Here is a 22,149-nt window from a genome sequence, read left to right on the forward strand (position 1 = left end):
TAAACGCGGTGATGCCTACCTGCGCAGCTTGGCTATTCAAGGGGCACACGCGGTATTGAGGCAGGTGCGGCCTGATTCGGAGCATCCGGATGACCACCGCTTGCGGCGCTGGTTAAGTCGCCACGGTCAAAAAGGAGCCGCGGTACGGTTGGCCAACCGCAACCTGCGGATCGTTTGGGTGCTGCTGCAAAATGATCAGACCTATCGTCGCCAGCCAGCGGGTTGCCAGGAGGCGACGATGAGCCATTAATCGACAGAGTTCTGCCACCGGGGTGCTGAGTCACCTCAACCGCTGCTGAAGAACATTGACCCCAGGTCAGACCGTCGCGGATAGATGCCTGCCCTCCTACTGGCCCTTTGAGGCCTTACTGTAATCGGCATACCGCGAGCTTACCCAATGTTGGCCAGAAGCCGATGATGCTTCCTCGAACAGGCCTTATACATAGATGCAACCGGGTAGCAGTGTTCAAAAGCAGGTTGAAAGTGTGGGCGAGTCCATACATAGGAGGGGACTTGTCCCCGAAGAGGTCGGTGTGAACGCCGAAGATGTTCCTCTGCAGATCCTCCGCCTTCCCGGACAAGTCCGGTCCTACCGAGCAACACAGAATCCGGTAGGAGGGGACTTGTCCCCGAAGAGGTTGGTGTGAACGCTGAAGATATTCCTCTGCAGATCCTCCGCCTTCCCGGACAAGTCCGGTCCTACCGAGCCAAATACATTTCTAGCCGTAGCGCTTCTTCGCCTCAATCGCCAAGCCACTGCCGATGCTGCCGAAGATATTGCCTTCGACGTGACGGGCGTTGGGCAGCATCGCCGAGATGCTGTTGCGCAGCGCGGGGATGCCGCTGGAACCGCCGGTGAAGAACACCGTATCGACCTGATCGACACGCGCACCGGCCTTGGTCAACAACTCCGAAACACTGTTGCGCACCCGCTCCAGTTGCGAGTCGATGGCCGCTTCGAACATCACGCGGCTCAGATCGACACTCAACCCCGGTTCAATGCGATCCATCGGCAGATGACGGCTTTCAGCGTGGGTCAGTTGGATCTTGGTTTCTTCCACTTCCATGGCCAGCCAGTGGCCCGCGCGCTGTTCGATAAGCTTGAACAGGCGGTCGATGCCCTGGGTGTCTTCGATGTCGTAACGCATGCTGCCCAATGCCAGCTGGGATTTCTGCGAGTACACCGAGTTGATGGTGTGCCATGTCGCGAGGTTCATGTGATGGCTAGTGGGCATGTAAGCCTGGCTTTTCATGCGGCTGCCATAGCCGAACAGCGGCATAACGCCCTGAATGCTCAGCTGCTTGTCGAAGTCAGTCCCGCCGATATGCACACCGCCGGTGGCCAGAATGTCTTCGTGGCGGTCGTCATAGAAGCGACGATCCGGCGACAGACGCACCAGCGAGAAGTCCGACGTACCGCCACCGATGTCTACGATCAGCACCAGTTCTTCGCGGGTAATGGTCGACTCGTAGTCGAACGCTGCGGCAATCGGCTCGTACTGGAACGAGACATCCTTGAAACCGATCTTGCGTGCGACCTCGGCCAGAGTGTCTTCGGCTTCCTGATCCGCGCCTATGTCGTCATCGACGAAATGCACCGGGCGGCCCAGCACCACTTCCTCGAACTCACGCCCGGCGGTGTCCTCGGCACGCTTTTTCAGCTCGCCGATGAACAGCGCCAGCAAATCCTTGAACGGCATGGCCGTACCGAGCACGCTGGTGTCGTGCTTGATCAGCTTGGAACCCAGCAGACTCTTGAGCGAGCGCATCAGGCGGCCTTCGTAGCCTTCCAGATACTCGTGCAGCGCGAGGCGGCCATACACCGGACGGCGCTCCTCCATGTTGAAGAACACCACCGATGGCAGGGTGATTTTGTCGTCCTCCAGCGCAATCAGCGATTCCATGCCCGGTCGCAGCCAGCCGACCGTGGAATTGGACGTGCCAAAGTCGATACCACAGGCACGTGCTGGGGATTGGTCATTCATGTCTTTTACGTTCCAGTCAAAAAACGGCCGCGCAGTGTATGCCAGTGGATCGCGGATGCGTAGCGCGAAACGTCGGTTATACACAGTTATCTTCCTGACCGACTTGAACTGTGCGCCGTTACCCCCAATCTTCAGGGAATTGTCAGCTACGCAGGCCGTCGAACGCTTCAAGCATCAAGTCAGAAGGATCGGCGGCCGATATATCAAGACGTTAATTGATCCAGATGCCTCAAATGCGAGGATGCTGTGCGCAGAATAGAGCGCACCAGGCTGCGCTGGATAACCGGGGACGACTGTTAGATGGACTTTAAAGACTATTACAAGATTCTTGGGCTTGAGCCGACTGCGGACGACAAAGCGATCAAGGTCGCTTACCGCAAGCTGGCGCGCAAGTATCACCCCGACGTCAGCAAAGAAGCGGGCGCGGAAGAGAAATTCAAAGAGGCCAACGAGGCTTACGAGGTGCTGAAAAGCCCGGAAAAGCGTGCTGAATACGATGAGCTGCGCAAGTACGGGCAGCAGGGCCGACCGTTTCAGGGGCCGCCGGGCTGGCAGAGTCGTGCGGGCGCGGGAACGGGTGGTTTCGGCGACGATACGGGTGATTTCTCGGATTTTTTCAGCTCGATCTTTGGTGGTCGGGCGCAGCAGGGCGGTCGTGCGCGCAGCACCGGTCGCCGAGGACAAGATGTGGAAATGGAACTCGCGATCTTCCTCGAGGAAACCCTGTCGGCGGAATCCAAGCAGGTCAGCTTCAAGGTGCCGCAGTACAACCCTGCCGGCCAGCGCATGGCTGATATCACCAAGACTTTGAACGTGAAGATCCCGGCCGGTGTGGTCGATGGCGAGCGTATTCGTCTGAAAGGGCAGGGCGCACCGGGAGTTGCCGGGGGCGAGAATGGTGATCTATACCTGATTATCAGATTGGCGCCGCACCCTAAATTCGATGTGGAAGGCCATGACCTGATCATCACCGTGCCGCTTGCGCCGTGGGAAGCTGCGCTGGGCGCCAAGGTTGCCGTGCCGACCCTGACCGGCAAGATCAACCTGACCATCCGTCCGGACAGCCAGACCGGTCAGCGATTGCGGGTCAAAGGTAATGGTCTGATGAACAAGAAAGGCGAGCGCGGCGACCTGTACGCGCAGATCAAAGTCGTCATGCCGCCGTCCACCGACGAGGCCACCAAGGTGCTCTGGCAAACGCTGGCTGACAAGGCGGCATTCGATCCGCGGGCCCAATGGAGTAACTGATCATGAGCCACACCCTGATCGTTGAGCTGGATATGAAGCAATTCTGTCAGGTGACCGACATGTCGGCCGCCTACGTGATCGAAATCGTCGAACACGGCATTCTTGAACCTCAGGGCCGAAAGCCGGATGAGTGGCTATTCGACGATCAGGCGCTGATCGTTGCCCGGCGTGCGGCGAAACTGCAACGGGATCTGGAGCTGGAGTGGGAAGGCGTTGCCCTGGCGCTTGATCTGCTCAACGAGCTGGAGCAGGTCCGCGCGGAAAACCGCATGCTCAAGCAGCGGCTTGGGCGGTTTTTGCAGGAGTAACTTCGTTGGAGCGAGGCTTGCCCGCGAACCGGGCGCCTCGGTGGGTCAGATAAACCGCGTTATCGTTCTTCGCGGGCAAGCCTCGCTCCAACGGGGCAGCGCAGTATCAAATACTTTTCGGCAACACCACCGTAAACGTCGTGCCGTCATCGACATTGGACGTGACGGTAATGCTCCCGCCGTGGGCGTTGACCACTTCCTTGACGATGAACAAGCCCAGGCCAAGGCTGGTGGACGGGCCTTTGGCGTCTTGTTCGGCACTGGGATTGCGCACCAGCGGATCAAAAATACTGCCGATGGCGTTCTCGTCGATGGGGTTGCCGACGTTATGCACCACCAGCTCGACGTTGTTGTCTTCGCCGGTGATGCGGATGGAGATTTCCTGGTTTGCCGAGCCGTGCTGCAAGGCGTTGCCGATCAGGTTTTGCAGCAGCTGATTGATGCGGCCCGGATCCCAATTGCCTGTCGTATCGCCGTGCACGTTCAGCACCGGATTGCATTCGGGCTGTCCGGCGCAGGCTTCTTCGATGGCTTCGCGACAGACGGCGGCCAGATCCATGTGCTTGCGTTCCACGGGCAAGGTGGCGCCCAGTCGGCTACGCACGAACTCCAGCAGATCACTGACCATCGCGCCCATATGCCGCGTGCCGCTCTTGATGCGCGCCAGATAGGTTTGCGCTGCGTCGTCCAGCTTGGCTTTGCGCTCCAGCAGGTCAGCGGACATGCTCACCGCTTGCAGCGGCGCACGCAGGTCGTGACCGAGAATCGCCAGGAAGATATCTCGCGAGCGTGCCACCTGTTCGGCATACGCAGCCGTGGATTCGGCGAGCGCCTCGTCAATGGCTTCGTTGAAGCGAATCATGTCGGTGAAGTAAGCCAGCTCGGGCTCTTTCAGGCTTTCAACCCAGAGCCGAATGACGCTGGCGCGCAAGTGCCGAAACTCGGACGTCATCTGCACCAGATCAAAACCCACGACGTGGCGCAGTTCACCATGGCTGGCGGCTGCTTCGTCCAGGCTTGGGGTTTTATTCAGGTCCTCGCCCTTGGCCTTGGCGGCCTGCTCACTCTTGGTCTGGGCGGTCTTCATGTCACGCGCGGCGGCGAGCAGAATAGCCCTGGAATGATCGCGCAGCTCTTCCCTGCTCATCAGGTCGGCAGCCGGCTTGATGGTCTTGGCGAAGCTCTCCCACTCATCGACGATACGATCCACGTGAGCAACGATGAAGTCGGAAAGGCGCATGGCCGAGTACCTTGCTGCGGGAGCGGTGAGAAGAGATGACGCGCATCTTACCGCCTTTGTCCGGCTCGACAAACATCCGGTTCAATCGTCTTACCCGCTACTGTCATTTATGACAGGTAGACGTGACATCAAGGCGGTTGTAGGTTTGGAAGCGGGGCCTGATCAGGAAGGGATGCTCCATTTCGAAGCAACTACAAGGAGTTAACCATGCGCGTAATTGAAGTGGATGATGACAGTTTTCAAGAGAAAGTTTTCTCTGAAGAGAACGAGGACAAGCTGGTAATAGCCGAATTCAGCGGGCCGGGAATGGATGAGCACGGCGATCCGAACGACAGCTCAAAAGCAGGTGAAGTCATGGACCTGCTGGCTTTTGATGAGCGGGTGCCGGTATTGCGAATCCATAAGGACAGCTGTGAAGCCACGGCTGAAAACTACGGAGTCGAAAGTGTTCCCACGGTGTTTTTCTTCAAGAACGGAAATGTGGTGCATAGAGAGACAGGGTTTCTTGAGGAGGACGTGGAAGCGGAGGCGAAGAGGTACAAGCAGCTGATTAAAGAGCTCGAGTCGCGCCGTTGATGTACAACGGGGCCTTGTTCAAACAAGGCCCGGTTGTTTCCTAGAACAGAAAATAGCGCTGCGCCATCGGCAACACATCCGCCGGTTCACACCACAGCAACACGCCATCGGCCTTGACCTGATACGTCTGCGGATCAACGTCAATGTTGGGCAGGTAATCGTTGTGGATCAGGTCTTTCTTCTGCACGTTGCGACAGCCCTTGACCACGCTGATGGTCTTTTTCAGGCCCAGTGATTCGGGAATGCCTGCGTCGAACGCCGCCTGGCTGATGAAGGTCAGGCTGGTCGCGTGCAGCGAGCTGCCATAGCTGGCGAACATCGGGCGGTAATGCACCGGCTGCGGAGTCGGGATCGACGCGTTGGCATCGCCCATCAGACTGGCCGCAATAGCGCCGCCCTTGAGGATCAGGCTCGGCTTGACGCCGAAAAACGCCGGACGCCACAGCACCAGATCCGCCCACTTGCCCACTTCGATAGAACCCACTTCATGGCTGATGCCGTGGGTGATCGCCGGGTTGATGGTGTATTTGGCAATGTAACGCTTGGCGCGGAAATTATCGTTACCTTCACCATCCTGGGGCAGCGGGCCGCGTTGCTTCTTCATCTTGTCGGCGGTTTGCCAGGTGCGCATGATCACTTCGCCCACCCGGCCCATGGCCTGGCTGTCGGAGCTGAGCATCGAGAACGCACCCAGATCGTGAAGGATGTCTTCGGCGGCGATGGTTTCCCGGCGAATACGACTTTCCGCGAAGGCCACGTCTTCGGCGATGCTCGGGTCCAGGTGATGGCAAACCATCAGCATGTCCAGGTGCTCGTCGATGGTGTTGCGGGTGAACGGCCGGGTCGGGTTGGTCGAGCTGGGCAACACGTTCGGGAAGCCGCAGGCCTTGATAATGTCCGGCGCATGACCGCCGCCCGCGCCTTCGGTGTGATAGGTGTGAATCGTGCGATTCTTGAACGCCGCCAGCGTGGTTTCCACGAAGCCGGATTCGTTCAGCGTGTCGGTATGGATCGCCACCTGCACGTCGTAGTCGTCGGCAACGCTCAGGCAGTTATCGATGGCCGCTGGCGTGGTGCCCCAGTCTTCATGCAGCTTCAGGCCGATGGCGCCGGCCTTGACTTGCTCAATCAGCGGTCCCGGCAGGCTGACGTTGCCCTTGCCGGTGAAACCGATGTTCATCGGGAACGAATCCGCCGCCTGCAGCATGCGCGCCAGATGCCATGGGCCGGGCGTGACGGTGGTGGCGTTGGTGCCGGTCGCCGGCCCGGTGCCGCCGCCGATCATGGTGGTGACGCCGCTCATCAGCGCTTCTTCGATCTGCTGTGGGCAGATGAAGTGAATGTGGGTATCGACGCCGCCTGCGGTCAGAATCATGCCTTCACCGGCGATGACTTCGGTGGCCGCGCCGATGGCGATGGTCACGTCAGGCTGGATATCCGGGTTGCCGGCCTTGCCGATAGCTGCAATACGGCCGTTCTTGATGCCGACGTCGGCCTTGACGATGCCCCAGTGATCGATGATCAGCGCGTTGGTGATCAGCGTATCGACCACATCTTCGGCCATCAACTGACCCTGGCCCATGCCATCACGGATGACCTTGCCGCCACCGAACTTCACTTCTTCGCCGTAGGTGGTGAAGTCTTTCTCGACCTCGATCCACAGCTCGGTGTCGGCCAACCGGACACGGTCGCCAACGGTAGGGCCGAACATGTCGGCGTAGGCTTGGCGGCTGATCTTCATAGTGATTCCTTGAATACGGCAAATTCGTAGCTGTTGGAGCGAGGCTTGCCCGCGAAGAACGATGACGCGGTGGATCTGGACCACCGATGCGCCTGATTCGCGGGCAAGCCTCGCTCCAACGAATCGCATTTCAATTCAATGGTTGTGTGTTGTGTTGCTTGAGGAGAACGAGGCTTGCCCGCGAAGGCGATGTGGCCGTTAAAGATGTGTCGTTTCAATCCAGATCCCCCATCACCCGCCCGGCAAAGCCGAACACCCGGCGATGGCCGGCCAGATCCACTAACTCCACATCCCGGGACTGGCCTGGCTCGAAACGCACGGCGGTGCCGGCCGGGATGTTCAGGCGCATGCCGCGGCTGGCGGCACGGTCAAAGGTCAGGGCGTCGTTGGTCTCGAAAAAATGAAAGTGCGAGCCGACCTGAATTGGCCGATCGCCACTGTTGGCGACGTTCAGGCTGAGGGTACGGCGACCGGCGTTGAGTTCGATCTCGCCGGGTTGAATCTGATATTGGCCAGGAATCATGCAGGTTGTCCCAGAGTCTTGAAATAGATGGCGGTCGGCGTGTAACGACCGTCCGGGCTTTGGCAATAGTTCGGCAGTTCACCGACGCGAACGTAGCCCAGGGAGCGATAAAACGCTTCGGCAGGCGAGCCGGCTTCGGTGTCCAGATGCAGCAGGCCGCGCTGATACTGCGCGGCGGCTTTCTCGACGGCCTGCATCAATTGCTGGCCCAGCCCGCGTCGCTGAGCGTCATTGCGCACCAGCAGTTTCTGCACTTCGGCGCGGTTCAGGCCGTTGGGTTTCTGGCACAGCGACAGTTGCGCGCTGGCCAGGACCTTTTCGTCCTCGACCACGACCCACAGCAACAGGCTGTTATTTTCCAGGTCGGTCTTGAGCCCGTCGCACCAGGCGTAGGCCTGCTCGACGTCCAGATCAGCCATGAAACCCACCGAGGCGCCGTTCTTCACAGCGTCCAATAGCAACTCGACCAAACCATGGCGATAGTGTGCAAAGCTTTCGGTATTGACGCGCCGTAACTGGGCAGGGTTCATGAGCGCCTCTCTAGATGTTTAAGGTAGGGGCCAGCGAAGCCGGGGCCGAAGCGCCCGGTGTCAGATCAAGTTGCATGAAGGTCAGGTCCAGCCAGCGGCCGAACTTGGTGCCAACCTGCGGCATATGCCCCGAAACGATGAAGCCTAGTCGCTGATGCAGGCGCACTGAGGCGGCATTGCCACTTTCGATGGCGGCGACCATTACGTGCTTGTTGCAGGCATGGGCGCGTTCGATCAAGGCTTTCATCAGCAACGGACCAAGCCCGTTGCCGCGTTGGTCGGCGCGGATGTACACCGAATGCTCGACGGTATGGCGAAAACCTTCGAACGGCCGCCAATCGCCAAACGACGCATAACCCAGCACCTCACTGTCGGCATCGACCGCGATCAGGATCGGATAACCCTGCGCCTGCCGCGCATCGAACCACGCCTGACGGTTGGCGAGATCCACCGGCTGTTCATTCCAGATCGCCGTGGTGTTGAGCACCGCGTCGTTGTAAATCCTCAGGATGCCGGGCAAGTCGGTCGCCAGTGCATCGCGAATCAAGTCAGTCATGGTCTGTTCCACAATTCCCTATGGGGTCAGGCAATCGGTTGATGGACGGTAACCAGCTTGGTTCCGTCGGGAAACGTCGCTTCGACCTGGATTTCCGGGATCATTTCCGGAATGCCTTCCATGACTTGCTCGCGGGTCAGCAGCGTCGTGCCGTAATGCATCAGGTCGGCCACGGTCTGCCCGTCACGCGCGCCTTCGAGCAGCGCAGCGGAAATAAACGCCATGGCTTCCGGGTAGTTGAGCTTCACACCTCGGGCCAGACGCCTTTCAGCAACCAGGCCAGCGGTGAAAATCAGCATCTTGTCTTTTTCGCGGGGTGTCAGGTCCATTTTTTTTCCAGTTTGAAAGTGATGGGTTCGCTCGAGGACCGTTGGAGCGAGGCTTGCCCGCGAATCGACCGCAGGAGCGACCGTAGGAGCGACTTCAGTCGCGAGCCGCTCAATTGCCTCCCGGCTAAAGCCGGNAGGCTTGCCCGCGAATCGACCGCAGGAGCGACCGTAGGAGCGACTTCAGTCGCGAGCCGCTCAATTGCCTCCCGGCTAAAGCCGGTCCTACAAAGATTCGCGGGCAAGCCTCGCTCCAACAGGTTTTGTGTCAGGTGCTCCAGATCCTCGGCGCCAACGCCTCACGGCCCAACAACGCCGGGCGCAGCAGCTTCCATAATTCGATCAGCCAGGCCCGGGCATGCAGCGCTTCGTCGGCCAGGCAACGTGCCACCAGCAAGCCGGGCAATTGCGTCAGGTCGCCGCGCACCGGGTGGCTCAGCGAGCGGCAGGCTTCAAGCAATTCACTGTCGACTTCGCCGGTAATCAGCAGCGTGGCGAATACGGTCTTGCCGTCCAGACCAATCGGCGAGTCGAGCAAGCCATCGCCACCGATGATGCGTTGCCGTTCATGCCAGAGCAACCGGCCATCACGACGGATATCCAAATGCGACTGAAAATGGCCGCTGGTAAAACGCTCGCCGCTCGCCGGTCGACCCAGCGCCACGACGTCCCAATACATCAGCTTCGCGTCGCCTTGCAGCTCGATGCGCGTGGTCAGTTCGGCCTGTGCGGCGCTGAATACGATGGTTTCCTGCGGCAGCCATTCCAGCGTCGCGCCGGCTGCGACCGTCAGATCAAGCTGCTGATACGCCGGACCGGCCGCGCGATACCATTTGGCCGCGCCGGGACTGGTCAGTTGCGCCCAGGCGTCAGCTCCGACGTGAGCGCTGATATCCAGACGGTCGCCACCGGCAATGCCACCGGGTGGATGCACGATGATGTGCTGGCAGACTTGCGGGCCTTCGGCATACAGATGTTTCTGCACCCGCAGCGGGCCTTTGTGCCGGCGCTGGACCGGGCGCGTGCTGTCGCCGAAACGCCCATAGCCCAGCTCCAGCTCGGCATGCCAGCTGGGAGTGAACAACGCGGTGTGGGCGGGAAGGTTCATGTGAGTTCTATCGCAATGTCGTGGGCCTGCACCTTAACGGACTGCAGGTCAGATGGTCACCAGGCCGCGCACACCTTCGGCCTCCATGTTTTCGCCGCGCCCCTGCTGGACGATTTCGCCACGGGACATCACCAGGTACTGATCGGCCAGCTCGGCGGCGAAGTCATAAAACTGCTCAACCAGCAGGATCGCCATGTCGCCACGCGCCGAGAGCTTCTTGATCACTGCGCCGATTTCCTTGATCACTGAAGGCTGAATGCCTTCGGTGGGTTCGTCGAGGATCAGCAAACGTGGCCGACTGGCCAGCGCACGACCAATGGCCAACTGCTGTTGCTGACCGCCGGACAAATCGCCGCCGCGTCGATGCTTCATCTGTAGCAGCACCGGAAACAGCTCGTAGATGAACGCTGGAACTTCCTTGGCTTCAGAACCGGGGAACCGCGACAGGCCCATCAGCAGGTTTTCTTCCACCGTCAGCCGCCCGAAAATCTCCCGACCTTGGGGCACGTAAGCGATACCGGCATGCACCCGCTGATGCGGCTTGAAACCGGTGATGGCCTTGCCTTCCCATTGCACCGCGCCTTCCTTGGAAGGCAGCAGCCCCATGAGCACCTTGAGCAGCGTGGTCTTGCCCACGCCGTTACGCCCCAGCAGGCACGTCACCTCGCCGACTTTCACGTCGAAAGACAAGCCGCGCAGGATGTGGCTGCCGCCGTAGTACTGATGAAGCTTTTCGACCTGGAGCATTAATTCGTTCTCGCTATTGCGTTCGCCGTAGGACCGGCTTTAGCCGGGAGGAGGCCAGTACAACCCATACATCTCTCGCGCCTGACACAGTGCTCCCGGCTAAAGCCGGTCCTACGCAAGAGGGATACTCACCTTCCCAGATAAACCTCAATCACCCGCTCATCCGCCTGCACATCCGTCAGCGAGCCTTCGGCCAGGACGCTGCCCTGGTGCAAAACGGTGACGTGATCGGCAATCGAGCCGACGAAGCCCATATCGTGTTCGACCACCATCAATGAATGCTTGCCCGCCAGGCTCTTGAACAATTCGGCGGTGAATTCGGTTTCGGCGTCGGTCATGCCCGCCACTGGCTCGTCCAGCAGCAGCAATTGCGGGTCCTGGACCAGCAGCATGCCGATCTCCAGAAACTGCTTCTGGCCGTGGGACAACAAACCGGCCGGGCGCTGCATGGAACTGGTCAGGCGAATGGTTTCCAGCACTTCGTCGATACGGTCGCGCTGTTCGCCGCTGAGTTTCGCCCGCAGGCTGGCCCACACCGATTTATCGGTCTTCTGCGCCAGTTCGAGGTTTTCGAACACGCTCAAGGCTTCGAACACCGTAGGTTTCTGGAATTTCCGACCAATCCCGGCCTGGGCGATCTGCACTTCGCTCATCTGCGTCAGGTCCAGGGTTTCACCGAACCACGCCTTGCCATGGCTTGGGCGGGTCTTGCCGGTGATCACGTCCATCAACGTGGTCTTGCCCGCACCGTTGGGGCCGATGATGCAGCGCAGTTCACCAACGCTGATGTACAGATTCAGGTCATTGAGCGCCTTGAAACCGTCGAAGCTGACGCTGATGTCTTCCAGCGTGAGGATCGTGCCGTGCCGCGTATTCAGGCCTTGGCCAGCCGCTTGCCCGAGACCGATGGCATCGCGGCTGGTGCCGATGTCGGAGTTGGGATTAAGGATCGGTTCGAGCATGAAAGCGGGCGTCGGTGTGGTTTTCATTGCTCGCTCCTTTTCTTGAGCAGGCCGATCACGCCTTTGGGTAGATACAGCGTGACGATGATGAACAGCGCGCCGAGGAAGAACAGCCAGTATTCCGGGAAGGCCACGGTGAACCAGCTCTTCATGCCGTTGACCAGACCTGCGCCCAGCAACGGGCCGATCAGCGTGCCGCGTCCGCCAAGGGCGACCCAGACGGCAGCTTCGATGGAGTTGGTCGGGGACATTTCGCTGGGGTTAATGATCCCCACTTGTGGCACATACAACGCGCCAGCCAGACCGCACAACACCGCGCTCAAGACCCAGACGAACAGCTTGAAGCCACGGGGATCGTAGCCGCAGAACATCAGGCGGTTTTCCGCGTCACGCAGGGCGGTCAGCACCCGGCCGAACTTGCTTTGCGCCAGACGCCAGCCGACATACAGGCTCGCCACCAGCAAGATCACCGTGGCCAGAAACAACGTCGCCCGCGTGCCTTGGGAGCTGATGCTGAAACCAAGAATGCTGCGGAAGTTGGTGAAGCCGTTGTTGCCGCCGAAGCCGGTTTCGTTGCGAAAGAACAGCAGCATGCCAGCGAAGGTCAGCGCCTGGGTCATGATCGAGAAATACACGCCCTTGATCCGCGAGCGGAAGGCGAAGAAGCCGAACACCAGCGCCAGCAAGCCCGGCGCCAGGACCACCAGACACATGGCCCAGAGGAAATTATCGGTGCCGGTCCAGTACCACGGCAGCTCGGTCCACGACAAAAAGGTCATGAACGCGGGCAAACCATCGCCCGCTGCTTCGCGCATCAGGTACATGCCCATGGCATAGCCGCCGAGGGCGAAGAACAGGCCGTGGCCCAGGGACAACAGACCGGCGTAACCCCAGACCAGATCCAGCGCCAGCGCCACGATGGCGTAGCAGAGAATCTTGCCCACCAACGTCAGCGTGTAGGCCGAGACCTGCAAGCCGTTGTCGGCGGGCAGCAGCGAAAGCAGCGGCAGCGCCAGTAGCACGACGAGGACCAGCACGCCCACGGCAATCGTGCCCTTGGGGCCGATTTTTTGTGCGGCAGTGACCATCAATGGTTGATTCATCAGTCGATCACCCGTCCTTTGAGCGCGAAGAGGCCTTGCGGACGTTTCTGGATAAACAGAATGATCAGCGCCAGGATCAGGATCTTGCCCAGCACGGCGCCGATTTGCGGTTCGAGAATCTTGTTGGCGATGCCCAGCCCGAAGGCCGCCATCACGCTACCGGCCAGTTGCCCGACACCGCCGAGCACCACCACCAGGAACGAGTCGATGATGTAGCTCTGGCCCAGATCCGGGCCGACGTTGCCGATCTGACTCAAGGCCACGCCGCCCAGCCCGGCAATGCCGGAGCCGAGCCCGAAAGCCATCATGTCGATGCGCCCGGTAGGCACGCCGCAGCAGGCGGCCATGTTGCGATTCTGGGTCACCGCCCGCACGTTCAGGCCCAACCGCGTCTTGTTCAGCAGCAGCCAGGTCAGCACCACCACGAACAACGCGAAAGCGATGATGACGATGCGGTTATACGGCAGCACCAGGTTGGGCAGCACTTGAATGCCGCCGGACAGCCATTCCGGGTTGGCGACTTCAACGTTCTGCGCACCGAACGCCAGCCGCACCGCTTGAATCAGCATCAAGCTGATGCCCCAGGTGGCGAGCAGGGTTTCCAGCGGGCGGCCATAAAGGTGGCGAATCACCGTGCGTTCCAGCGCCATGCCGATCACCGCCGTGACAAAAAACGCCACCGGCAGCGCGATCAACGGGTAGTACTCGATGGCGCCGGGCGCATAACGCTGAAACATCAGCTGCACGACATACGTCGAGTACGCGCCGAGCATCAGCATTTCGCCGTGGGCCATATTGATCACGCCGAGCAGGCCGAAAGTGATCGCAAGACCCAGCGCCGCCAGCAGCAGAATCGAGCCCAGGGACATGCCGCTGAAGGCCTGACCGAGAATCTCGCCGATCAGCAGTTTGCGGTTCACTTGGGCGAGGCTGGTTTGCGCCGCCATGCTCACGCTGGCGTCGGTTTCAACGCCGGGCGACAGCAGGGTTTCAAGGCGCGTGCGGGCCAGCGGATCGCCGGTTTCGCCCAGCAGGCGCACTGCCGCCAGACGCACGGTCGGGCTGGAGTCCACCAGTTGCAGATTGGCCAGCGCCAGGGTCAGCGCGGTGTGTACGGCGTCGTCCTGTTCGGCGGCGACTTGCTGGCCGATAAACGCCAGTTGTGCCGGACGCGCGCTTTTTTGCAGTTGCAGCGCGGCGGCCAGACGCAGTTTTGCATCCGCTGCCAGCAGTTGGTGACTGGCCAGCGCGGTATCGACCAAGCCGCGCAGGCGATTGTTCAGGCGCAATTTGCGCGGTTCATCAGGGGTTGCCGCATCAGGTGCCGCTACGGCGTTGGCATCCACGGCAACGAATTTATCGTTGCTTTCGATGTACGCGCGTTTGCTGCTGTCGACCGCTACTCGGCCATCTCGCAACGCGTTGATCAGCTCGACGCGTTCGGGCACAGGCTTGGCAGCCCAGGCTTCGAGCAGCTCGGCTTGTTGCGTGGAACTGGCCGCGACGAAATCACCGGCATCGCTGGCGTGAGCCGCCATCGGCAGCAGCAGGGCCAGGGTGAATATCAAACGGTAGAAAGCGTTGGGCATGTCGGGTGTCCTGAAAAGCGTCCGCATGAGTTACGCGGAAACTGTAGGCGGGACCGGAGCGGTGATCCGTAGGAGCGGCTTTAGCCGCGAGAGTGCTCCCGGCTAAAGCCGGTCCTACGGATCGCCAACAAGGCTACGCGCCCCGGTTGTTCCTACAGGGGATGTCAGGCCTAAGGCCCGACGCCTTGCTTAGTTACTCTTCACCGCATGATCCGGCTTCTTGTCGTTGCCAGGGATGTACGGGCTCCATGGCTGAGCGCGGATCGGCTCCTTGGTCTGCCAGACGACGTTGAACTGACCGTCATCCTGGATTTCGCCGATCATCACCGGTTTGTGAAGGTGGTGATTGGTTTTGTCCATGGTCAGGGTGTAGCCCGACGGCGCGGCGTAGGTCTGGCCGGCCATGGCTTCGCGGACTTTATCCACATCGGTGGACTTGGCTTTCTCGACCGCTTGCGCCCACATGTGGATGCCGACGTAAGTGGCTTCCATCGGGTCGTTGGTCACGGCCTTGTCAGCGCCCGGCAGGTTTTTCTTCTTGGCGTAAGCCTTCCAGTCAGCCACGAACTTCTTGTTGACCGGATTCTCAACCGACTGGAAGTAGTTCCAGGCCGCCAGGTTGCCGACCAATGGCTTGGTGTCGATGCCGCGCAGTTCTTCCTCGCCCACCGAGAACGCCACAACCGGTACGTCGGTAGCTTTCAGACCCTGGTTGGCCAGCTCTTTATAGAAAGGCACGTTGGAGTCGCCGTTGACCGTCGAGATCACCGCTGTCTTGCCGCCAGCCGAGAACTTCTTGATGTTGGCCACGATGGTTTGATAGTCAGCATGGCCGAACGGGGTGTAGACCTCTTCGATGTCCTTGTCCGCTACGCCTTTGGAGTGCAGGAAGGAACGCAGAATCTTGTTGGTGGTGCGCGGGTAAACGTAGTCGGTACCCAACAGGAAGAAACGCTTGGCGGCGCCGCCGTCATCGCTCATCAGGTATTCAACTGCGGGAATCGCCTGCTGGTTAGGCGCTGCACCGGTGTAGAACACGTTTGGCGACATTTCTTCGCCTTCGTATTGCACCGGGTAAAACAGCAGGCCATTGAGTTCTTCGAACACCGGCAAGACCGATTTACGCGACACCGAAGTCCAGCAACCGAACACCACGGCGACTTTGTCCTGGGTCAACAGCTGACGGCCTTTTTCGGCGAACAGCGGCCAGTTGGAAGCGGGGTCGACGACCACCGGTTCCAGCATCTTGCCGTTGACGCCGCCCTTGGCGTTGATTTCGTCGATGGTCATCAACGCCATGTCTTTAAGTGAAGTCTCGGAGATCGCCATCGTCCCGGACAGCGAGTGCAGGATGCCGACCTTGATCGTCTCGGCGGCCTGAACGGTCCATGTCATGCCCATGGCGGCGATTGATGCGGACAGGGTGAAAGCTTTGATCAGACTGCGACGCTTCATTGGGCTAGCTCCATTCACTTGGTTTTTTTAGGAGGGCGGGTCAATTGCCTGAAAGCTTTTAAGCAAAGGCTATGCCCAGCTGGCCAAGTGGAGCCAATTAGCGATCCAGAGCGGTTGGCGAAAGAGAGTGGCGCACCGTGATGGCGCTTTTAAAAAGCCGTGGTGCGGCAAGCGACCGGAATTGGTGCGCAGGCCAGCTAAAGAACGGTAGGAGGGGACTCGTCCCCGAATGCGATAGGTCGGGCAACAAGAAAATTCAGACGTTAACGTCGTCTGAGCTGGCCTCTTCGGGGACAAGTCCCCTCCTACAGGATTTGCACTCGCTCAGGCTGGCACGGATTCCTTGCCAAACCGCGCCAACACCAACCNCAGGATTTGCACTCGCTCAGGCTGGCACGGATTCCTTGCCAAACCGCGCCAACACCAACCGATCCAGAAGATAAACCACCACCAGCGACGCGCCCACCAGCGGGAAGGCCACGGCGAGGACAAACATGATGACCATCGCCGATTTCCAGCGCGGCAAATCGTGGCGCAGTGGCGGGACGCCCAATTTGCCTTGGGGGCGACGTTTCCACCAGATCACCAGGCCGCTAACCGAACCGAGCAGGATCATCAGGCACACCAGCAGAATCAACAGCTGGTTGATCCAGCCGAAAAACTTGCCTTCATGGAGCATCACGCCCAGTTCGGTGGCTTTGGACACAGTGCTGTAATCGGCCCAGCGCACGTCGGCCAGAACCTTGCCGCTGTATTGATCGATATGCAGCGTCGCGTCGTTGCGTGGGTCGTCGGCGAACACCGAAACGGTGAACACGCCATCAGCGGTTTTCGGTTGCGTGATGCTATAACCCGGCTCGATACCGCGTTCGGTGGCAATGCCCACCACCTGTTGCAGCGACACTTTCGGCGCGGCGGGCGCGGCGGACATACCCGCATGGTTCATGTGTTCGGCATGCTCGCCGGTCGAGACTGGCATGGGCGTGTTTTCCAGCGCCCAGGGCACGGTCTGCACGGTTGCGGTGTTCAACTCGCCCGCTTGCTTGTCGGACTTGGGCACGGCATTCCACATCGCCGCCGGAAAGGTGTTCCACAGGTCGGCGTATTGTTTGCCCCACATGCCGGTCCAGGTCATGCCGCTGATCAACATGAACAGCAAAAACGCCGAACCCCAGAAACCCGTCACCGCATGCAGGTCGCGCCACATCAACCGACCGCGCTTGCTCAGGCGCGGCCAAAGCACGCCCGCGCCGGAACTGCCGCGTGGCCACCACAGATATAGCCCGGACACCACCAGCATGATCCCCCAACCGGCAGCCAGTTCGACGAGCCGGTCGCCAATCGTACCGATCATCAGTTCGCCATGCAGCGCGCGGGCGATGGCTTGCAGGTTGTCCTTCGCATCCTGAGTGCCAAGAATCTCGCCGCCATAGGGGTTGATGAACACATTCACTTCACGGCCGGCCTGCTGCACGACAAATTGCGCGCTGCCTTGGGCACTCAACGGCGGCAGGTATTTGCTGATTTTCGCCTGCGGAAAATCGCTCAGGACGCGTTGCTGTAATTGATCGGCGCTGAGTTGATGGTGGCTCGGCGTGACGTTCAGCAGATCGCTGTACATCAGGTAGTCCAGCTGCGGCTTGAACAGATAAATGATGCCGGTCAGCGACAGCAGAATCATGAACGGCGCGACGAACAAACCGGCATAGAAATGCCAGCGCCAGGCGAGGTTATAAAAGGACACAGTCGGTTTTGAGGCGGTCTGTATGGACATTTTTGCAGCGCTCTCATCAGGCATAACACACGACGCCGCCCGCCCAGAACCTGCATGAATGTTCATGCGCCTGAGCGGGTGCGTAATCGAATAGGATTTATCGCGTGACGAAGAGCGGCGGGGCGCGGCTGCGGGCGTTGGGGAAGATGCTGCTGTGAGCGTGACCCGTATGAATGGCCGCGTGATAGAAGTCAGCCGGATTGGGCGGCGCCAAGGCCGTGACGGCCAGCGCGCTGGTGATCGCCGGGCAGCTGAACAACAAGGTGCAGTAGCCGCATTTGGCCCACAGCACATGATCGACGCTGGCCTGTTCGGCGGTCGGATCCGCTTGATGGTGAGCCCCGTGCTCGGCCGGCATGTCCATGGCCGCCGACATTGGCATGTCCACGGACATGCTCATGCCTGCATGCTGATCCATAGGCACCGCTTGCGAAACCAGCGGGCCGATGAAAATCATCAGCATGGCAAACAGGCTCAGCCAGGCGCCCCGGGATTTCCGAGGCTGCAAGGTGGTGCTGTTGCGAAGCAGGCGCGGGTTGCTCAAATCAGATTGGCATCAATGGTTATGCGTTGCAGGTGTTGGCGCTTGTTTGAGCACCGCGACTTCGACGGTCACGTCGCCGGATTTTTCGAAGTGTAACGTCAGCGGAAAGTGCGCGCCTTCGGTGAGCTTCGATTTGTCCTTCAGGTCCAGCAGCATCACGTGATAACCCATGGGTGCGAACGTCGCATCGCCACCGGCTGGAATCTCGACGAGCTGGACTTGCTGCATTTTCATCAGCCCGTTCGCATGCACGTGCTCGTGAAGCTGCGCGGTGGCGGCAATCGGCGTGTCGACGCTGAGCAAGCGGTCAGGCTGCTGGCCGCCATTGTGGATGACGAAATAAGCGGCCACGGTTGGCGCATTGGGCGGCAGCTCCATGGACCACGGCTGGGAAACGCTCAACTCGCCTGCCTTGCTCTCGTCGGCATTGGCGAAGCTGGCGGGCAGCAGAAAACTCACAAGCGCTGCAACGCAGGCGATCCAGACCGATGTCGTCCGTGGTTGTGACATGGGTTCCGTTCCTATCTGGGGGGAGTGTCGCTATTTAGCCTGAATGGCCTGCAGATGTAAAAAGCCCAGAGCGCGGCGCGCTGTCGCATGGCACCGCCTTGCCGTAGGACCGGCTTCAGCCGGGAGCGCATTCCTCGCGGCTGAAGCCGCTCCTACGGGCGGGTCGAAATGCTGGCGGCTTGCCCCTCATCAAGAGCGTTTAGCAAATCCTCCACCGACCCAAACTCCCGATCCACCTCAGGCAGCGGCGGCCGCTTCACTATCAACACCGGCACTTTCAACTCCCGGGCCACTTCCAGCTTGGCCTCAGTCGCGCTGCCGCCGCTGTTCTTGCTGATCAGTACGTCGATGCCGCGTTCCACAAAAAGAGCGCGCTCGTCATCCAGCAGAAACGGCCCGCGCGCGCCGAGCACTTCGCAGCGCGGGTGGTCAGGCAAGTCGCGCAAGGTGCTTTCCAGGGCTCGCAGGGTCCAGAACTGATGAGGCGGGATTTCATCCAGATGCTGCAACGGCTCGCGGCCCAAGGTGAATAAAGGTCGATGAAAGGGTTCCAGCGCCTGAATCAATTCGGCCCAGTCGCTGACTTCGCGCCAGTCATCGTCCGGTCCGGCTTGCCATGCAGGACGGCGCAAGGCCCAGCAAGAAATGCCGCTCAGTTGGGCGGCCTTGGCGGCGTTATGACTGATTTGCGCGGCGTAGGGATGGGTCGCATCCAGCAGCAGATCAATGCCTTGTTCGACAATGAACCGCGCCAGGCCTTCAGCCCCGCCATAACCGCCGACGCGCACCTCGCAGGTCAGATCAGTCGGCACCCGCCCAACGCCCGCCAGGCTATAAATATGTTGCGGCCCCAGCGTGCGGGCAATCGCCAGAGCATCGGCGACGCCGCCAAGCAATAACACTCGCTGCATCAGAGGACTCCCGCCTGACCGACGATGCCACCCTGGCGATCAATGGCGAACACTTCGACCTGAACTTGCGCTGGCACCACGCTGCGGGCGAAGGCCAGCGCGTGCTGACAGACGACATCGCCCAACGCAATGCCGAGCGCGGCGCTGATGGCCAGTGCCTGTTGACTGGTATTGCACTCGCGAATCGCCTGTTGCAGCGCGTCATCGGCACCGGCATCTGCGGCCCAGCGCGCCAGTTGCGGCAGGTCGATGCTGGAGTGGCGGCTGTGCAGATCCATATGACCCGCCGCGAGTTTGCTGATCTTGCCGAAGCCGCCGCAGATGCTCAGCTTGTTCACCGGAACCTTGCGCAGGTGCTTGAGCACGGCGCCGATGAAGTCACCCATCTCGATCAAGGCGATGTCCGGCATCTGATAATAACGGCGCATGGTGTCTTCGCTGGCGTTGCCGGTGCAGGCCGCGATATGCAGGTAGCCGTTGGTCTTGGCGACGTCGATGCCTTGATGGATCGAGGCGATGTAGGCCGCGCAGGAAAACGGCCGGACGATGCCGCTGGTGCCCAGAATCGACAACCCGCCGAGAATGCCCAGCCGCGGATTCATGGTTTTCAGCGCCAGCGCTTCGCCGCCCTCGACGCTCACTGTGATTTCAAAGCCGCCGCTGTAACCCAACTCGTCAGCCAGCCTTTGCAGGTGCTCGATCATCATCCGCCGAGGCACCGGATTGATCGCCGGTTCGCCGACCTTCAGCACCAGGCCGGGGCGCGTGACCGTGCCGACGCCTGGGCCAGCAATAAAACTTACGGTGGGAATGTCCAGCAGTCGCACTTTGGAATACACCAATGCGCCATGGGTCACGTCCGGGTCGTCACCCGCGTCCTTGAGGGTTCCGGCTTCGGCCCCGTCAGCGCACAGGCGGCAGAACTCCAGGCGCATCTGCACCTGTTTGCCCTTGGGCAGGACGATGTGCACCGCGTCGCTTGCCTGACCGGCGAGCAACAAGCGCGCCGCCGCCAGACTGGTCACCGTGGCGCAACTGCCGGTGGTCAAGCCGCTGCGTAGCGGGGCGGGTTGTTCGGCGGTTTCGTCGCGCATCAGGGTTTGACCACATCCAGAAGGGTGATCGGCAGCGCCTGGCGCCAGGTATCGAAATCGCCCAAGGGTTTGGCGTGGGCAATGTGAATGCGCGTCAGCTCGCCGCCATGCAGCTCGCGCCAGGCCATCAGCGTGGCTTCGCTTTGCAGGGTGACGGCATTGGCGACTAGTCGCCCGCCGGAACGCAGCTGCTGCCAGCACGTATCGAGCACGCCGGGACGCGTGACGCCGCCGCCGATGAAGATCGCGTCGGGTCGCTCCAACCCCGCCAGCGCAGTCGGTGCACTGCCGCGCACCAATTGCAGGCCTGGCACGCCCAGCGCGTCGCGGTTGAATTCAATCAATTGCTGACGGCCTTCATCCGCTTCAATCGCCAGCGTGCGGCAGCTTGGATGGGCGCGCATCCACTCGATGCCGATGGAGCCGCAACCAGCGCCAACATCCCAGAGCAGTTCCCCGGGCACCGGCGCCAGTCGCGCCAACGTAATCGCCCGCACGTCGCGCTTGGTCAGCTGGCCGTCATGCTCGAATGCGGCATCCGGCAAGCCGGCCAGCGGTGACAGCCGCAAGGCATGAGCATCGGCGCGACAGTCAATGGCCACCACGTTGAGCGCTGCGATGTCCGGATTGGCCCATTCGCTGGCCAGTCCGTCGATGCGCCGCTCGGCGGCTCCGCCCAGATGTTCCAGCACCGTCATGCGGCTGGGGCCAAAACCGCGCTCGCGCAGCAAACCGGCAATGGCCGCAGGGCTGCTGCCATCATTGCTGAGGACCAGTAAACGCACGCCGTTATGAAACTGCGCATTGAGTGCGGCCAATGGACGCGCCACCACCGACAGCGTGACGACCTCCTGCAACGGCCAGCCCAGACGCGCGGCGGCCAGGGAATACGAAGAGGGCGCAGGCAGGATCAGCATTTCGTTGATATCGACCACGCGGGCCAGGCTCGCGCCGACGCCAAACAGCATCGGATCGCCGCTGGCCAGCACGCAGACCTCGGCGCCGCGCTGCTCCAGCACCGGATTCAGGGAAAACGGACTCGGCCAGGCGCGACGTTCGGCCTGAATGCACGGGGGCAGCAAATCCAGCTGGCGCGGGCCGCCAAATACCTGATGAGCGCGCAGCAGAGCATGCCGCGCGTTCTTGCCCAGGCCCTTGTAGCCGTCTTCACCGATTCCCACGACTGTCAGCCAAGGCGACATTTAATTCCCTCAATCTGAGTCTTCCGACAGAGCGGCTTTTCATGCCTGCGGACAAAGCAGGCATAATACCGCGCCCAAGCGGCACAAGTGGCCTATTCACGTGCAGTCCAGTTCCAG

22 protein-coding genes and 1 pseudogene are annotated in these 22,149 nt (G+C 60.6%); 4 read left to right on the forward strand and 19 right to left on the reverse strand.

Features of this window, described 5'->3' with window-relative positions:
- Nucleotides 1-250 (forward strand): annotated as a pseudogene (locus tag AFK24_RS02935) (IS110 family transposase); the annotation flags it as partial.
- A 469-nt stretch (nucleotides 251-719) separates the two neighbouring features.
- Here AFK24_RS02935 and AFK24_RS02940 read toward each other — a convergent pair.
- On the reverse strand, nucleotides 720-1,985 hold the full coding sequence (locus AFK24_RS02940; RefSeq protein WP_065831862.1) for an Hsp70 family protein: 1,266 nt from the start codon (nucleotides 1,983-1,985) through the stop codon (nucleotides 720-722).
- A gap of 300 nt (nucleotides 1,986-2,285) precedes the next feature.
- Here AFK24_RS02940 and cbpA point away from each other — a divergent pair, with 300 nt between their 5' ends.
- Nucleotides 2,286-3,233 carry a curved DNA-binding protein gene (cbpA, locus tag AFK24_RS02945; protein ID WP_065831817.1) on the forward strand — a complete coding sequence of 316 codons (948 nt, stop codon included), beginning with the start codon at nucleotides 2,286-2,288 and terminating at the stop codon, nucleotides 3,231-3,233.
- Between the two features lie 2 nt (nucleotides 3,234-3,235).
- Nucleotides 3,236-3,541, forward strand: coding sequence for a chaperone modulator CbpM (locus tag AFK24_RS02950; protein WP_065831818.1), 306 nt, complete (start codon nucleotides 3,236-3,238; stop codon nucleotides 3,539-3,541).
- A 106-nt stretch (nucleotides 3,542-3,647) separates the two neighbouring features.
- On the opposite strand, the gene AFK24_RS02955 is transcribed toward AFK24_RS02950, so the two are convergent.
- Nucleotides 3,648-4,781, reverse strand: a complete 1,134-nt coding sequence (locus AFK24_RS02955) for a sensor histidine kinase (RefSeq protein ID WP_065831819.1) — start codon at nucleotides 4,779-4,781, stop codon at nucleotides 3,648-3,650.
- Between the two features lie 207 nt (nucleotides 4,782-4,988).
- Between AFK24_RS02955 and AFK24_RS02965 the strand changes: the two genes are divergently transcribed.
- A complete protein-coding gene (locus AFK24_RS02965; protein ID WP_065831821.1) occupies nucleotides 4,989-5,357 on the forward strand; it encodes a thioredoxin family protein in 369 nt (122 codons plus the stop codon).
- A gap of 40 nt (nucleotides 5,358-5,397) precedes the next feature.
- Here AFK24_RS02965 and ureC read toward each other — a convergent pair whose 3' ends face one another.
- The 17 genes from ureC to AFK24_RS03050 form a co-directional block, all read right to left on the reverse strand.
- Entirely contained in the window at nucleotides 5,398-7,098 is a 1,701-nt protein-coding gene (gene ureC / locus AFK24_RS02970) for an urease subunit alpha (protein WP_020293707.1), read from the reverse strand.
- Between the two features lie 214 nt (nucleotides 7,099-7,312).
- Entirely contained in the window at nucleotides 7,313-7,621 is a 309-nt protein-coding gene (locus tag AFK24_RS02975; protein WP_065831822.1) for an urease subunit beta, read from the reverse strand.
- On the reverse strand, nucleotides 7,618-8,151 hold the full coding sequence (locus tag AFK24_RS02980) for a GNAT family N-acetyltransferase (protein ID WP_065831823.1): 534 nt from the start codon (nucleotides 8,149-8,151) through the stop codon (nucleotides 7,618-7,620). The genes AFK24_RS02975 and AFK24_RS02980 overlap by 4 nt, the downstream gene beginning before the upstream one ends.
- 10 nt (nucleotides 8,152-8,161) lie before the next feature.
- Nucleotides 8,162-8,707, reverse strand: a complete 546-nt coding sequence (locus AFK24_RS02985) for a GNAT family N-acetyltransferase (RefSeq protein ID WP_065831824.1) — start codon at nucleotides 8,705-8,707, stop codon at nucleotides 8,162-8,164.
- 26 nt (nucleotides 8,708-8,733) lie between these two features.
- The gene (locus AFK24_RS02990) at nucleotides 8,734-9,036 is read right to left on the reverse strand and encodes an urease subunit gamma (protein WP_020293711.1); all 303 of its coding nucleotides are present in this window, start codon (nucleotides 9,034-9,036) and stop codon (nucleotides 8,734-8,736) included.
- A 265-nt stretch (nucleotides 9,037-9,301) separates the two neighbouring features.
- Nucleotides 9,302-10,141 (reverse strand): urease accessory protein UreD, encoded by an 840-nt coding sequence (locus AFK24_RS02995; protein WP_065831825.1) that lies wholly within the window; start codon nucleotides 10,139-10,141, stop codon nucleotides 9,302-9,304.
- Nucleotides 10,142-10,189: 48 nt separating this feature from the next.
- Nucleotides 10,190-10,888: an urea ABC transporter ATP-binding subunit UrtE gene (gene urtE, locus AFK24_RS03000; RefSeq protein ID WP_065831826.1), complete on the reverse strand. Its 699-nt coding sequence runs from the start codon at nucleotides 10,886-10,888 to the stop codon at nucleotides 10,190-10,192.
- Nucleotides 10,889-11,016: 128 nt separating this feature from the next.
- Complete coding sequence (gene urtD, locus AFK24_RS03005; RefSeq protein WP_065831827.1) at nucleotides 11,017-11,877, reverse strand: urea ABC transporter ATP-binding protein UrtD; 861 nt, start codon at nucleotides 11,875-11,877, stop codon at nucleotides 11,017-11,019.
- The gene (gene urtC, locus AFK24_RS03010) at nucleotides 11,874-12,953 is read right to left on the reverse strand and encodes an urea ABC transporter permease subunit UrtC (RefSeq protein WP_065831828.1); all 1,080 of its coding nucleotides are present in this window, start codon (nucleotides 12,951-12,953) and stop codon (nucleotides 11,874-11,876) included. Before urtC ends, urtD begins: the two co-directional genes overlap by 4 nt.
- Nucleotides 12,953-14,542 carry an urea ABC transporter permease subunit UrtB gene (gene urtB, locus AFK24_RS03015; protein ID WP_065831829.1) on the reverse strand — a complete coding sequence of 530 codons (1,590 nt, stop codon included), beginning with the start codon at nucleotides 14,540-14,542 and terminating at the stop codon, nucleotides 12,953-12,955. The genes urtC and urtB overlap by 1 nt, the downstream gene beginning before the upstream one ends.
- 189 nt (nucleotides 14,543-14,731) lie before the next feature.
- Nucleotides 14,732-15,997 carry an urea ABC transporter substrate-binding protein gene (gene urtA, locus AFK24_RS03020; protein WP_065831830.1) on the reverse strand — a complete coding sequence of 422 codons (1,266 nt, stop codon included), beginning with the start codon at nucleotides 15,995-15,997 and terminating at the stop codon, nucleotides 14,732-14,734.
- Between the two features lie 385 nt (nucleotides 15,998-16,382).
- A complete protein-coding gene (locus AFK24_RS03025; RefSeq protein ID WP_065831831.1) occupies nucleotides 16,383-17,771 on the reverse strand; it encodes a PepSY-associated TM helix domain-containing protein in 1,389 nt (462 codons plus the stop codon).
- A 97-nt stretch (nucleotides 17,772-17,868) separates the two neighbouring features.
- Nucleotides 17,869-18,315 carry a DUF2946 domain-containing protein gene (locus AFK24_RS03030; RefSeq protein ID WP_080482023.1) on the reverse strand — a complete coding sequence of 149 codons (447 nt, stop codon included), beginning with the start codon at nucleotides 18,313-18,315 and terminating at the stop codon, nucleotides 17,869-17,871.
- Between the two features lie 12 nt (nucleotides 18,316-18,327).
- Nucleotides 18,328-18,825: a copper chaperone PCu(A)C gene (locus AFK24_RS03035; protein ID WP_065831832.1), complete on the reverse strand. Its 498-nt coding sequence runs from the start codon at nucleotides 18,823-18,825 to the stop codon at nucleotides 18,328-18,330.
- Nucleotides 18,826-18,977: 152 nt separating this feature from the next.
- Nucleotides 18,978-19,736 carry a cobalt-precorrin-6A reductase gene (locus AFK24_RS03040; RefSeq protein ID WP_065831833.1) on the reverse strand — a complete coding sequence of 253 codons (759 nt, stop codon included), beginning with the start codon at nucleotides 19,734-19,736 and terminating at the stop codon, nucleotides 18,978-18,980.
- Nucleotides 19,736-20,830, reverse strand: coding sequence for a cobalt-precorrin-5B (C(1))-methyltransferase (locus AFK24_RS03045; RefSeq protein ID WP_065831834.1), 1,095 nt, complete (start codon nucleotides 20,828-20,830; stop codon nucleotides 19,736-19,738). The genes AFK24_RS03040 and AFK24_RS03045 overlap by 1 nt, the downstream gene beginning before the upstream one ends.
- On the reverse strand, nucleotides 20,830-22,032 hold the full coding sequence (locus tag AFK24_RS03050; RefSeq protein ID WP_065831835.1) for a bifunctional cobalt-precorrin-7 (C(5))-methyltransferase/cobalt-precorrin-6B (C(15))-methyltransferase: 1,203 nt from the start codon (nucleotides 22,030-22,032) through the stop codon (nucleotides 20,830-20,832). The genes AFK24_RS03045 and AFK24_RS03050 overlap by 1 nt, the downstream gene beginning before the upstream one ends.
- Nucleotides 22,033-22,149 lie beyond the last annotated feature (117 nt).

The sequence above is a fragment of the Pseudomonas syringae genome, from assembly GCF_001698815.1.
Lineage (GTDB): Bacteria > Pseudomonadota > Gammaproteobacteria > Pseudomonadales > Pseudomonadaceae > Aquipseudomonas > Aquipseudomonas syringae_A.

What these genes read in the sequence shown, in the direction of transcription:
- urtE (WP_065831826.1), bottom strand. Translation starts at nt 10,888, where the DNA reads ATGCTCCAGGTCGAAAAGCTTCATCAGTACTACGGCGGCAGCCACATC.
- AFK24_RS03045 (WP_065831834.1), bottom strand. Translation starts at nt 20,830, where the DNA reads ATGCGCGACGAAACCGCCGAACAACCCGCCCCGCTACGCAGCGGCTTG.
- cbpA (WP_065831817.1), top strand. Translation starts at nt 2,286, where the DNA reads ATGGACTTTAAAGACTATTACAAGATTCTTGGGCTTGAGCCGACTGCG.
- AFK24_RS02955 (WP_065831819.1), bottom strand. Translation starts at nt 4,781, where the DNA reads ATGCGCCTTTCCGACTTCATCGTTGCTCACGTGGATCGTATCGTCGAT.
- AFK24_RS03035 (WP_065831832.1), bottom strand. Translation starts at nt 18,825, where the DNA reads ATGTCACAACCACGGACGACATCGGTCTGGATCGCCTGCGTTGCAGCG.
- AFK24_RS03050 (WP_065831835.1), bottom strand. Translation starts at nt 22,032, where the DNA reads ATGTCGCCTTGGCTGACAGTCGTGGGAATCGGTGAAGACGGCTACAAG.
- urtC (WP_065831828.1), bottom strand. Translation starts at nt 12,953, where the DNA reads ATGAATCAACCATTGATGGTCACTGCCGCACAAAAAATCGGCCCCAAG.
- urtB (WP_065831829.1), bottom strand. Translation starts at nt 14,542, where the DNA reads ATGCCCAACGCTTTCTACCGTTTGATATTCACCCTGGCCCTGCTGCTG.
- AFK24_RS03040 (WP_065831833.1), bottom strand. Translation starts at nt 19,736, where the DNA reads ATGCAGCGAGTGTTATTGCTTGGCGGCGTCGCCGATGCTCTGGCGATT.
- AFK24_RS02940 (WP_065831862.1), bottom strand. Translation starts at nt 1,985, where the DNA reads ATGAATGACCAATCCCCAGCACGTGCCTGTGGTATCGACTTTGGCACG.
- AFK24_RS02975 (WP_065831822.1), bottom strand. Translation starts at nt 7,621, where the DNA reads ATGATTCCTGGCCAATATCAGATTCAACCCGGCGAGATCGAACTCAAC.
- AFK24_RS02965 (WP_065831821.1), top strand. Translation starts at nt 4,989, where the DNA reads ATGCGCGTAATTGAAGTGGATGATGACAGTTTTCAAGAGAAAGTTTTC.
- AFK24_RS02950 (WP_065831818.1), top strand. Translation starts at nt 3,236, where the DNA reads ATGAGCCACACCCTGATCGTTGAGCTGGATATGAAGCAATTCTGTCAG.
- urtD (WP_065831827.1), bottom strand. Translation starts at nt 11,877, where the DNA reads ATGAAAACCACACCGACGCCCGCTTTCATGCTCGAACCGATCCTTAAT.
- AFK24_RS02980 (WP_065831823.1), bottom strand. Translation starts at nt 8,151, where the DNA reads ATGAACCCTGCCCAGTTACGGCGCGTCAATACCGAAAGCTTTGCACAC.
- AFK24_RS02995 (WP_065831825.1), bottom strand. Translation starts at nt 10,141, where the DNA reads ATGAACCTTCCCGCCCACACCGCGTTGTTCACTCCCAGCTGGCATGCC.
- ureC (WP_020293707.1), bottom strand. Translation starts at nt 7,098, where the DNA reads ATGAAGATCAGCCGCCAAGCCTACGCCGACATGTTCGGCCCTACCGTT.
- AFK24_RS02990 (WP_020293711.1), bottom strand. Translation starts at nt 9,036, where the DNA reads ATGGACCTGACACCCCGCGAAAAAGACAAGATGCTGATTTTCACCGCT.
- urtA (WP_065831830.1), bottom strand. Translation starts at nt 15,997, where the DNA reads ATGAAGCGTCGCAGTCTGATCAAAGCTTTCACCCTGTCCGCATCAATC.
- AFK24_RS03025 (WP_065831831.1), bottom strand. Translation starts at nt 17,771, where the DNA reads ATGTCCATACAGACCGCCTCAAAACCGACTGTGTCCTTTTATAACCTC.
- AFK24_RS02985 (WP_065831824.1), bottom strand. Translation starts at nt 8,707, where the DNA reads ATGACTGACTTGATTCGCGATGCACTGGCGACCGACTTGCCCGGCATC.